This window comes from Pinisolibacter sp. (assembly GCF_036782435.1).
Classification (GTDB): Bacteria; Pseudomonadota; Alphaproteobacteria; order Rhizobiales; family Ancalomicrobiaceae; genus CALBKH01.
Genome location: NZ_DAIPZB010000015.1, coordinates 62,680 through 74,786, shown reverse-complemented (window position 1 = coordinate 74,786; position 12,107 = coordinate 62,680). Strand labels below are relative to the sequence as shown.

The 12,107-nt window shown below is 68.0% G+C and carries 8 protein-coding genes; 2 read left to right on the top strand and 6 right to left on the bottom strand.

Features of this window, described 5'->3' with window-relative positions:
• Window positions 1-187 precede the first annotated feature (187 nt).
• Window positions 188-1,252: a class II fructose-bisphosphate aldolase gene (gene fba, locus V7Q42_RS08690; RefSeq protein WP_333823594.1), complete on the top strand. Its 1,065-nt coding sequence runs from the start codon at window positions 188-190 to the stop codon at window positions 1,250-1,252.
• Between the two features lie 298 nt (window positions 1,253-1,550).
• Here fba and V7Q42_RS08685 read toward each other — a convergent pair whose 3' ends face one another.
• Both V7Q42_RS08685 and V7Q42_RS08680 read right to left on the bottom strand, forming a co-directional pair.
• Window positions 1,551-4,814, bottom strand: coding sequence for an efflux RND transporter permease subunit (locus V7Q42_RS08685; protein WP_333823592.1), 3,264 nt, complete (start codon window positions 4,812-4,814; stop codon window positions 1,551-1,553).
• Window positions 4,811-5,869, bottom strand: a complete 1,059-nt coding sequence (locus V7Q42_RS08680) for an efflux RND transporter periplasmic adaptor subunit (protein WP_333823591.1) — start codon at window positions 5,867-5,869, stop codon at window positions 4,811-4,813. The genes V7Q42_RS08685 and V7Q42_RS08680 overlap by 4 nt, the downstream gene beginning before the upstream one ends.
• A gap of 255 nt (window positions 5,870-6,124) precedes the next feature.
• On the opposite strand from V7Q42_RS08680, the gene V7Q42_RS08675 reads away from it, so the two are divergent.
• Entirely contained in the window at window positions 6,125-6,328 is a 204-nt protein-coding gene (locus V7Q42_RS08675) for a YgaP family membrane protein (protein ID WP_333823590.1), read from the top strand.
• Between the two features lie 390 nt (window positions 6,329-6,718).
• Here V7Q42_RS08675 and V7Q42_RS08670 read toward each other — a convergent pair whose 3' ends face one another.
• The 4 genes from V7Q42_RS08670 to rpiA form a co-directional block, all read right to left on the bottom strand.
• On the bottom strand, window positions 6,719-8,734 hold the full coding sequence (locus V7Q42_RS08670; RefSeq protein ID WP_333823589.1) for a potassium transporter Kup: 2,016 nt from the start codon (window positions 8,732-8,734) through the stop codon (window positions 6,719-6,721).
• 313 nt (window positions 8,735-9,047) lie between these two features.
• Entirely contained in the window at window positions 9,048-10,421 is a 1,374-nt protein-coding gene (gene gor / locus V7Q42_RS08665; RefSeq protein ID WP_333823588.1) for a glutathione-disulfide reductase, read from the bottom strand.
• A gap of 124 nt (window positions 10,422-10,545) precedes the next feature.
• On the bottom strand, window positions 10,546-11,055 hold the full coding sequence (locus V7Q42_RS08660) for a DUF2059 domain-containing protein (protein WP_333823587.1): 510 nt from the start codon (window positions 11,053-11,055) through the stop codon (window positions 10,546-10,548).
• Between the two features lie 62 nt (window positions 11,056-11,117).
• Window positions 11,118-11,810, bottom strand: coding sequence for a ribose-5-phosphate isomerase RpiA (gene rpiA, locus V7Q42_RS08655; protein WP_333823585.1), 693 nt, complete (start codon window positions 11,808-11,810; stop codon window positions 11,118-11,120).
• Window positions 11,811-12,107 lie beyond the last annotated feature (297 nt).

Genomic DNA, 12,107 nt, shown 5'->3' with positions numbered 1-12,107 from the left:
TTCGGAAACGTTCCAACCGCCGCGGCCAACCCCCGCGGCGGTTTCGCTTTTCCGGCCCGCGAAGGGTCCGTGATGCCCACGATGGTCGAAGGATCGGCTTGAACCGAAGCGGAAGCGGGCTTAACCAGACCGACGTCGATCGTCTCACTCATCGCCCGGCGATCGCGTCGAATTCGAGGAGATCCCGATGCCGCTCGTATCCATGCGCCAGTTGCTCGACCACGCCGCCGAGAACGGCTACGGCCTGCCGGCCTTCAACGTCAACAACATGGAACAGGTCCGCGCCATCATGGAAGCGGCCCGCGAAACCGACAGCCCGGTCATCCTCCAGGGCTCGGCCGGTGCCCGCAAATATGCCGGTGAACAGTTCCTGCGCCACCTGATCCAGGCCGCCGTCGAGGCCTATCCCGAGATCCCGGTGTGCATGCACCAGGACCACGGCGCCTCGCCGGCGATCTGTCAGGCGGCGATCCGCTCCGGCTTCACCTCCGTCATGATGGACGGCTCGCTGCAGGCCGACGGCAAGACCGTCGCCTCCTACGAATACAACGTCGAGACGACCCGCACCGTCGTCAACTTCGCCCATTCGATCGGTGTGTCGGTCGAGGGTGAGCTCGGCGTGCTCGGGTCGCTCGAGACCATGAAGGGCGACAAGGAGGACGGTCACGGCGCCGAGGGCACCATGACCCGCGAGCAGCTCCTGACCGACCCGGATCAGGCCGCCGACTTCGTCAAGCAGACCCAGGTCGACGCGCTGGCGATCGCCATCGGCACCTCGCACGGCGCCTACAAGTTCACCAAGAAGCCGACGGGCGAGATCCTCGCCATTTCGCGCATCAAGGAGATCAACGCCCGCATCCCGAACACGCACCTGGTGATGCACGGCTCCTCGTCGGTGCCGCAGGAGCTGCTGGCCGAGATCCGCGAGTTCGGCGGCGACATGAAGGAGACCTACGGCGTGCCGGTCGAGGAGATCGTCGAGGGCATCAAGTACGGCGTCCGGAAAGTGAACATCGACACCGACCTGCGCCTCGCCATGACCGCCGCCATCCGCCGCGTGATGGCGACCAAGCCGTCCGAGTTCGATCCGCGCAAGTATCTCGCCGAGGCCCAGAAGGCCGCGTCGAAGGTCTGCAAGGCGCGCTTCGAAGCCTTCGGCACCGCCGGCAACGCGTCGAAGATCAAGCCGCTCGACCTCGAGAAGGTCGCCGCCGGCTACGCCTCCGGCGCGCTGGCGCAGATCGTCAAGTGACACGAGGCGAGGGGAGGGCACCGCGCCCTCCGGTCGCCCACTGAAACGAGAACCGCCGCCGAGGGAGCCCTCGGCGGCGGTTTCGTTTCGCGGTGTCCGATGTGTGCCCGCCGCCTCGCTCCGCCGTCATTGCCGGGCTCGACCCGGCAACCCATGGACGGTTCGGCTCGAGGTTCGGCCCGATGGATCCCGGGGTCGAGCCCGGGGATGACGGGCGGGGGATGTCGACGACTTCCCTCGGCGAATCCGCAGGGGCGACGAGCCGTCACCTCCGCGGTCCGCCCTACGGACGCTTTCCTCAATCCTCCTCGACCACCCGTACCGGATACGAGTCCGGTCCGCGCACCGCGACGTAGATCGCCGGGATGACGAGAACCGTCAGCGCCGTCGACGAGGCGAGGCCGAACAGGAGCGAGATGGCGAGACCCTGGAAGATCGGGTCGGCCAGGATGAAAGCCGCGCCGATCATCGCCGCGATGGCGGTGAGGATGATCGGCTTGATGCGGATGGCGCCCGCCTCCAGCACGATCTCGCGCAGCGTCACGCCCGGCCGCGCCGCGTGGCGGATGAAGTCGACCAGCAGGATCGAGTTGCGCACGATGATGCCGGCGAGCGCGATGAAGCCGATCATCGACGTCGCGGTGAACGGCGCGCCGAGCAGCCAGTGGCCGCCGACGATGCCGACCAGCGTCAGCGGCACCGGGGTCAGCACGACCAGCGGCACCTTGAACGAGCCGAACTGCGCGACGACCAGCAGGTAGATGCCGAGCAGCGCCACCATGAAGGCCCCGCCCATGTCGCGGAAGGTGACCCAGGTGACCTCCCACTCGCCGTCCCACAGGAAGCTGGGCTTGCCCTCGTCCTGCGGCTGGCCGTGCAGCGACACCGCCGGCTGGCCGAGCGGCCCCCAGTCGATCTTCTTCAGCTCGTCGCCGACGGCGAGCATGCCGTAGATCGGCGCCTCGTAGGCCCCGGCGAGTTCGGCGGTGACCATCTCGGCCGGCCGTCCGTCGCGACGGAACAGCGACAGCGACGCCTTCTCCCGTTCGATCTTGACGAGATCGCCGAGTTCGACGTTGCCGCGCAGGCCCGGCACCGGCGTGGTGAGCAGCCGTTCGGTCAGCGCCAGCTCGCTCTTCGGCAGACGCACCACGATCTCGATCGGCAGCACGCCGGCGCCGCGGTGGCTGTAGCCCACCGATATGCCCGACAGCATCGCCCGGAGCGTGTCGTAGACCGCCTGTTCGGAGACGCCGTGCCACTCCAGCGCGGCGTTGTCGAGACGGAAGCGGATGCGCTCGCCCGGCTCCTTCACCGAGGTCTCGATGTCGACGACGAAGGGCACGCGGCCGAAGGCCTCCTGCACCTTGGCGGTCGCCGCGCGGCGTTCTTCCGCGTCGCGTCCGTAGACCTCGAGCATCAGGGTGGCGAGCACCGGCGGTCCCGGCGGCACCTCGACCACCTTGAGGGTCGAGCCCTTCGGCAGGTCGAGCTTCTTCAGCCGCTCGCGGATCTCGAGCGCGATCTGGTGGCTCTGGCGCTTGCGTTCGGCCTTGGGCGTCAGGTTGATCTGCAGATCGCCCTGATAGGCGGCCGACCGCAGGAAGTAGTGGCGCACCAGACCGTTGAAGTTGAACGGCGCGGCGGTGCCGGCATAGGCCTGCACCGAGGCGAGCTCGGGAACGTCGGCGATGAGCTGGGCGGCGTGCATCAGCGTCCGCTCGGTGGTCTCCAGCGCCGAACCTTCCGGCAGGTCGAACACCACCTGCAGCTCCGACTTGTTGTCGAAGGGCAGCAGCTTCACCGTGACGTTCTTGGTGGCGAAAGGAATCATCGACACCAGAGTGGCGATGCCGACGACCACCAGGAACTTCGTCGCCTTGCCCCGCGTCTCGACCAACGGCGTGGCGATGCGGCGATAGAAGCGGCCGAGCGGCCCTTCCTCGTGGTCGCCATGACCGCCGGCGTGGGCGCCGTTCCTGCCCGACAGCTTCAGCATCAGCCAGGGCGTCAGGATCACCGCGACGAAGAACGAGAACAGCATCGCAGCGGACGCGTTCGCCGGGATCGGGCTCATGTAGGGGCCCATCATGCCGGAGACGAACATCATCGGTAAGAGCGCCGCGACGACGGTGAGGGTGGCGACGATGGTCGGATTGCCGACCTCCGCCACCGCGTCGATCGCTTTCTTCACTCGGCTGCGCCCATCCGGCATCGACCAGTGTCGATCGATGTTCTCCACGACGACGATGGCGTCGTCGACGAGGATACCGATCGAGAAGATCAGCGCGAACAGCGACACGCGGTTGATCGTGTAGCCGAGGATCCACGACGCGAACATGGTGAGGAGGATGGTGGTCGGCACCACCACCAGCACCACGACGCCCTCGCGCCAGCCGATGGCGACCGCCACCAGCGCGGCGATCGACAGCGTCGCCAGCGCCAGATGGAACAGCAGTTCCTCGACCTTCTCGTTGGCGGTTTCGCCGTAGTCGCGCGTCTTGGTGACGACGACGTCCGGCGGCAGCACCTGATGCTCGACCAGTTCCAGCCGCTTCTCGATCGTCTGCGCGATCGTCACCGCATTGGCGCCGGCGCGCTTGGCGATGGCGATGGTGACCGCCGGGGTGGTGCGATAACCGCCCTTGCCGTCCGGCTCCATGTTCCAGGCGCGCGCCTCTTCGGGCTTGGCCTCGAAGATCACGTCGGCGACGTCCTTGACGTAGACCGGGCGCCCGTCACGGGTGGTGATCAGCAAGAGGCCGATGTCGGGCACGCCCTGCAGCGTCTGACCGGCGGCGCCGGGAACCTGCAGACCGCGGTCGCGCAGGTTGCCGACCAGGAACGAGCGGTTGGCGTTCTTGACCTTCTCGACCAGATCATTGAGCGCGATGCCGTAGCGGGCGAGCCGCTCCGGATCGGGCTCGACGCGGATCTGGTCGGCGCGGCCGCCGATGGTGTAGGTGAGGCCGACGTCGTCGATCTTCACCAACTCGTGCAGCAGCTTTTCGGCGAGCTTGAGGAGCGCGTTGTCGCTCCAGCGATCGGCCACCTCCGGCTTCGGCGTCAGCGTCAGGGTGACGATGGCGACGTCGTTGATGCCGCGGCCGACCACCAGCGGCTCGGGGATGCCGAGCGGGATGCGGGTGTAGTTGGCGCGCAGCTTCTCGTGGACACGCAGGATCGCCTCGTCCGACTTGGTGCCGACCACGAAACGGGCGGCGGCCATGACGCGGTCGTCGTAGGTGTAGGTGTAGACGTGCTCGACGCCGTCGATGCCTTTGAGGATCGACTCCAGCGGCTTGGTGACGAGCTCGATCGCGTCGTCGGCACGCACGCCGTCGGCCTGGATCAGCACGTCGACCATCGGCACCGAGATCTGCGGCTCCTCTTCGCGCGCCAGCGACATCAGCGCCACCGAGCCGACGGCGATCGAGGCGAGCAGCAGGAGCGGCGTCAGCGCCGAGCGGATGAAGACCTTGGTCAGCCACCCGGCCATGCCGAGCTTGCCGGCGCCCGGCGCCGCAGCGGTCTCGGGCGAACTGTTCTCGGGCGAACTCATGGGCGCACCACCTCGTCACCGGCGGAGAGCCCCGAGAGGATCTCCACCCACGGCTTCTCACCGGCCTTGTCGGGCATGCGCAGGCCGGTCTGCACCGGCACTTCGCCGCGCCCGGCGAGCTTCACGAAGGTCAGACCGTGGCGATGGACGACCAGATCCTCCGGCAGCACCAGCGTTTCGCGGGTGCCGGTGGAGACGAGCACGCGGATGCGCTCGCCGACGAAATAGTCGCCGATCCCCGGCGCCTCGGCGTCGGCGACGACGCGGCCCTGGTCGAGCTCGGGATAGACGCGGACGATCTTGCCCTCGCCGAGCGCTTCCTTCTTGCCGACGTCGAGGCCGCGGCCGGCGACCAGCACCCGGTCGCCCTCGTGCATGAAGCGCGCGTGGCGCTCGGGAAGGCGCAGCTTGAGGATGTAGGACGCTGTGGCGACGGTCGCGACCGGCTCGCCCGGCATGATCACCTGACCGGCGACCGCCTGGATCTTGAGGATGCGTCCGTCGTCGGGCGCCACCACTCGGCCTTCGACCACCTGTTCCTGAATCGACGACTTGTCGGCCTTGGCCGCGGCGATTTCGGCCAGGGTGACGGTGAGCTGGGTCTCGGCGTCGTCGAGCCGCGACTGCGGCGCCGACCCGGAGGCGCGCAGCTGGCGCACCCTGTCGAGATCGGTCTGGACCAGCGACAGCTTCGCCTCCAGCGCCGCGATGCGGGCGTCGAAGGCGGCGAGCTGCAGCTTGAGCTTGGGGTCGACCACGGTCGCCAGCACGTCGCCCTTCTTCACCCGGTCGCCTTCGACCACGGCGAGGCTCTCGACGGTGCCGCCGATGCGGGCGCGGGCCTGCGGCACACGCACGCTTTCGATGGTCGCCAGCACCTCCTTGGTGTCGTCGACCCGGACCGGGTGGACGACCGTGCCCTCGGCGGCGAAGGCCGTGCCGGCGGCGGCGAGGAAGCTCGCGGCGAGGCCGGCGAGAAGGCCCGTGCGAAGTCCGGTTCGCGGGGCGGCGGGACGAGCCGACGGCTCGAAGGGGATGGCGCGCGTGAGGGTCATCCGATCCGGATCTCCTGGTGTCTTCTCGTTCGGCGAACGACGTGAACCCGCGCGCACTCGGGATGCGGGCGGGTCGATCATCGCCTCCATATATTAGCTGTTGCTAATAATACAAGGGTTCTTCTATAACCCGCCACAGATCCGGTTCGGGTTCACCCGATCCGTTCCTCTGGCGAGGGAATCGCCGGAGCGTTAGACTGTTCCATCGATGATCGGCGAGCCACGCCGCGTCGTCCAGTGTTTCGGGAGTGTCCGATGTCCATCGATCGTGTGGTTCTCGCCTTCGCCGGCGTTGTGATTCTGGTGTCCGTGCTGCTCGGCCACTACGTCTCGGCCTATTGGCTGCTGCTCACCGCCTTCGTCGGCCTCAATCTGCTGCAGTCGGCCTTCACCGGCTTCTGCCCGCTGGCCCTCATCCTCAAGAAGTTCGGCGTCCAGCCCGGCTGCGCCTTCGAGTGAGGCCCGTCGGTGCGGTCGCGAGGCCGCATCGCATCGCGCACGGCCGGCGCATGATACCATCGGCCATTGAAAATGACCGATGGTAATCCTGACGCGAATTTCTCATGCCTCTGACGCAAATGGGAAATTCGCGTGTGTTCGAAGGCCGGGTGCGTCGGCACCTTCGGCCTTTGGTGCAACGGTACGCGACGGTGGTGGCGAACGAAACGAAAAGCCCGGATCGGCTCGTGGCCGTCCGGGCTTTTTCGTGTTCGCCGGCGATCATACCGGGCTGATGAATTTCGGACTCGTCCGAAATTCATCAGCGTTACGGCCTGACCGGCCGACGCCCGTTCGGGCTTGCCATCGCCCATGAAGTTCTGAACAGGTCAGAACTTCATGGGCTCGGTATCAGATGGTGATCTGCGCCCCGAGATCGACGACGCGGCCGGGCGGGATCTGGTAGTAGTCCGCCGGGTCGGCCTGATTGCGATAGAAGAAGATGAAGAGGCCGCGCAGCCAGATCCACAGGCCGCCTTCCTCGCCTTCGACGAGATGGGCACGCGACACGAAGAAGGAGAGATCCTTCTTGTCGACGTGGACACCCATCGCTTCCGAGGCCTTCACCACCTCCGGCACGTCCGGCGTCTCCATGAAGCCGAAGCGGCCGGTGACCATCGCCACGCCCTCGGCCAGTGCCTCCACCGTGACGCGTCGGCTCGCGCCGATCCACGGTTCCTCCGCCGTCTGGATCGACAGGAACACGATCTGTTGGTGGGCGCACTTGTTGTGCTTGAGGTTGTGCAGGAACGACCGCGGCGCCAGCGCCGAGTCCTCCATCATGTAGACCGCGGTGCCGCGCACGTGCTCGATGCGCGGGGAGCGGAGCGCCGACAGGGCGGTCTTGATCGGGATGCCTTCGTGGCGTCGACGGGCCTGCAACTTGAGCCGGCCCATGCGCCAGGCCCCCATCACCACCACCAACATGCCGCCGATGATCAACGGCAGCCAGGCCCCGTGCAGCACCTTGGTGGCGCAGGAGAGGAAGAAGCCGACGTCGAACATCATGAAGAAGGCGACGGTCGGGATCGCTCTCCACAGCGGCCACTTCCACACGCCGCGCGCCACCAGGAAGGCGAGCATCGAGGTGACGACCATGGTGCCGGTCACCGAGAAGCCATAGGCCTCGGCGAGCTTCTCCGACTTCTGGAACATCAGAACGATGGCGATGACCGCCACGAACAGCAGCAGGTTGACCGAGGCGACATAGACCTGTCCGCGTTCGGCGGCCGAGGTGTGGCGCGTCTCGGTGCGCGGCCAGAAGCCGAGATGGGCGGCCTGATGGGTGACGGTGAAGGCGCCCGAGATCACCGCCTGCGACGCGATGACGGTCGCCAGCGTCGCCATCACCACCAGGAGCGGCTGGAACGCCGGGCCCACCATCTGGAAGAACGGGTCGTCGTGGCCGTGCAGCGGATCGGCGAGCGCCTGCGCGCCCTGACCCATGTAGACGAGGATCAGCGAGGGCACGACGACGAAGGCGAAGGCCTTGCGCACCGCATTGCGGCCGACGTGGCCCATGTCGGCGTAGAGCGCCTCGGCGCCGGTGACGGCGAGCACGGCCACCGCGAGGATGGCGAAGACCTGCCAGCCCGAATTGGCGAGATAGGCGATGCCCCAACGCGGATCGAGCGCCGCGAACACGCCGGGATAGAGGAGAATCTGTTTGGCGCCGAGAATGGCGAGCAGGCCGAACCAACCGAGCATGATCGGCCCGAACCACCCGCCGACCTTCGAGGCGCCGCCGCGCTGCACGGCGAAGAGCGTGGTCAGGATGACGATGGCGAGCGGCAGGACCACCGGCTCGAAGGCCGGAGCGAACACCGCGATGCCCTCGACCGCCGACAGGACCGAGATCGCCGGCGTGATCACGGCGTCGCCGTAGAACAACGACGCGCCGATGATGCCGAGGACGGCGATGACGGTGCCGTATTTCGGCGCCGACTGATGAGCGAGCGCCATCAGCGCGAAGATGCCGCCTTCGCCGCGGTTGTCGGCGCGCATGATGAAGATCGCGTACCAGATGCCGACGACGATGATCAGCGACCAGATGATCAGCGACAGGAAGCCGAGGATGTCGGCCGGAATCGGTTGGATGACGCCGACCTTGAAAGCGGTGCCGAGGGTGTAGATCGGCGACGTGCCGATGTCGCCGAAGACGACGCCGAGCGCCGCGAGGATGCCGGCATGGCCGCCGTGCGCGGCATGTGCGGCAGGGGCGGTGGTCTCGTGCCCGTTCGCCGCGTCGCCGCCGTGCGAAGCGGACGTGGGGGTCTGCGTCGCCGCCACGCTGTCGGCCATCGCCTCCTCCGGCGCGGTCGAGGCGTCGGGAGCGGAGGTCGGTCGGGCTTCCTCGTTCTGGGCCATCGCCCTACTCCTCGTGTGGCGCGCAGTCGTCGCGCCGACCCTGCTCAGCGGCTTCGATGTGTCGATTCGGTCTGTCGAGTGGGAGGTTCTCGGGCCGTGATCGGTCTCGCGTCCTTCGCGCTCTGCGCTCCGTGATGGAAGGACGCCACGGCTGCTCGTTTCTTCTCGAACCCTCGTTCCTCGCCGATCTCGGGTCCCCCGGCAGGCGCACCGCGCCCCCGCCCCGTGGCGATGGAGCGGGAAAATAGCGCCGGCGGCACCCTGTGGTCAAATGCCGAAACGATCGTTCCTTAGGAGGTGGGGGAGGTGCCGATCATTCCCCCGGCCGCCAGTGCTGGGACGGGGTGCGCATGGTGACCAACTCCTCCGCCGCGCTCGGGTGCAACGCCATGGTGGCGTCGAAATCGGCCTTCTTCGCCCCCATCTTCATCGCCACGGCGACGAGCTGGATCATTTCCGCCGCATCCGCGCCGACGATGTGGACGCCGACGACACGATCGGTCTCCGCCTCCACCAGGATCTTCATCAAGGCTCGCGTGGCTCGCCCGGCGAGTGCCGCACCCATGGGGCGGAAATTGCTGCGATAGACGTCGTAGCCGATGCCCTTCGCCCTGAGTTCCTCCTCGCCGAGCCCGACGGTCCCGACCTCCGGCGTGGTGAAGACGGCCGTGGGAACGAGTTCGTGCGACACCGCGACCTCGCGACCGCCGAAGACCGTGTCGGCGAAGGCGTGGCCCTCGCGGATGGCGACCGGGGTCAGCGCGATGCGATCGGTGACGTCGCCGACCGCGTGCAGCCAGGGCAGGCGCGTGGCGAAGACGCCGGTGACCGGCACCGCGCCGTTGGCCGCGAGCTCGAGGCCGACGCTGTCCAGCCCGAGGCCGGCGGTGTTCGGCCGCCGACCGATCGCCAGCACGATCTCGTCGGCGTCGAGCCGGCGTCCGCGGCGCGTCGTCGCCACCAGCCCCTCGGAGGTCTTCTCCACCGAGGTGAGGACGTCCTCGGTGACGATTTCGATGCCGCGCTGTTCGAGTTCGCCGTGCAGGTGGCGGCGGATCTCCATGTCGAAGCCGCGCAGGATCTCCTCGCCGCGGTAGACGACCGTCACCCGGGAGCCGAGCCCGGCGAAGATCGAGGCGAATTCGAGCGCGATATAGCCACCTCCGACCACGACGAGCCGCTGCGGCCGGCGTTTCAGGTCGAACAGCTCCTCCGAGGTGATGCACAGCTCGGCGCCGGGGAAGTCGCCTTCGCGCACCGGCCGGCCACCTGTGGCGACCAGCACGTGGGCGGCGGTGACGAGGCGGCCGTCGCCGAGGCGCACGCGGTGTTCGCCCTCGAGCGTCGCCCGAGTGCGCAGGATCTCGACCTTCGAGCGATCGAGATTGGCGACGTAGAAGCCTTCGAGGCGGGTGATCTCGCGGTCCTTGGCGGCGACGAAGGCCGACCAGTCGAACCGCGTCTCGCCGATCGACCAGCCGAAGCCGGCCGCATCGGTGAGGGCGTCGCCGTAGCGGGCGGCGTAGACCATCAACTTCTTCGGCACGCAGCCGCGTATGACGCAGGTGCCGCCGACCCGATACTCCTCGGCGACCGCCACCCGGGCACCGTAGGTCGCGGCGATGCGGGCGGCGCGCACGCCTCCCGAGCCGCCGCCGATGACGAAGAGGTCGTAATCGAAGCTCATCGCGGATCTCCCGCCGCCTGTCGGCCGCCGCTTCGTCGCGGTGGCCGGGGATCGAAACGAATCGCGCCGGCGATCGTGGTCACGACCGCCGGCGCGCGAGGAATGGGTGCGGGCGCCCCGGACGTCAGAGATCGACGCCGCGCTTCTTCATCTCGGCGCGCACTTTGGTGAGCATCTCTTCGCTGATCTTCTTCTGCCAGACCTGGGCCGACATGCCGATCATCTGGCCGATCGCCGGGATCTCCTTGGTGAACTTCTGGCCCACCGGCGAGGAGTAGAACTTGGCGATCTCGTCGAGCTCTTCCTTGGTGAAGCGACCGGCCCAGATCTCCTGGATCTGCTGGGCGAGTTCGGCGCGCTTCGGCGCGAGCTCGAGCGCCGCGGCGTTGGTCACTTCCTCGATCTGAGTCGAGGCGGCGGGGGCGCGGCGCACCAGCGCCTGCTTGGTCTGAGCGGCGATGCCGATGAGGATCTCGTCGAAACCTTCGGTCACCTTGGCCGCGGCGATCGCCGCGCGGGCGGCCGCCAGATGTTCCTTCGAATAGGTCTGCGCCATCGCACCGGTCGTCAGGCCGACCGCGAGGACGGCGGTCGCACCGAGGAGGGCGAGGCGGGAAGAGATCCGGCTGATCATCGATTGCTCCGTTCAGGTCTCGAAGTCACGGACACGGTGCGGGCCTTCGCCGCGTGTGTCGCTCAAGGGTACAGGATGTCGACCCCGTCGGCTCGCGCCACCACGGCTGCGGTGGCGAGGCCGGTGAACAGGCCGTGTTCGACCACTCCGGGGATCTCGAAGAGGGCGCTCGACAGTTTCTCTGGATCGGGAATCCGGCGAAAAGATGCATCGACGATCCAGTGACCGCCGTCGGTGACGAAAGTCGATCCGTCCTTGTTGCGGCGCAGATCGACCGGACCCTCGAGCCCGAGCGCCGCCGCCGTTTCGACGATCTTGGCGCGCGTCGAACCGAAGCCGAAGGGATTGACCTCGATCGGCAACGGGAAAGCGCCGATCGGGTCGACCACCTTCGAGGCGTCGGCGATCACCACCATGCGGGCCGACGCCGCGGCGACGATCTTCTCCCGCAGCAGCGCACCGCCGCCCCCCTTGACCAGAACGAGACCGGGGCCGATCTCGTCGGCGCCGTCGATCGTCAGATCGAGGTGCGGTTCCTCTTCGAGCGTGGCGAGGCGGATGCCGAGCGACGCGGCGAGCGCCGCGGTGCGCTCGGAGGTCGGCACGCCGATGACGTCGAGGCCGGCGGCGACCTTCTCCGCCAGCAGCTTGACGAATTCGTCGGCGGTCGATCCGGTGCCGAGGCCGAGCTTCATGCCGTCTTCCACGAAGTCGAGGGCAGCGGCGGCGGCGCGGCGTTTCATCTCGGCGCTCATGTCGTTCCTCCCCGCCCGTCTCGCTCTCTTCCGCCGACATCGGGCCGGCTGCACCACCTCGGCGCCACCGGCGTCGGCCGATGGGGCGAAATCGGGTCGGGTCTCCAATAGCGCAGCCGCCGCCACCTCGCCAGTCCCCCTCGCTGTCGCGCTCCCGCGAGGCGGCGTCGAGGTGGGGATCGGCGCGGCTTCGGCGAGCGTCGACGCCGCGGACCGCGCCGTCCGTCGTGGCGTCGTCTCGCCGCACACGGCACCGACCGCTTCCCATCGGGCGAAAATGCACTAGGTTCCGCCCAC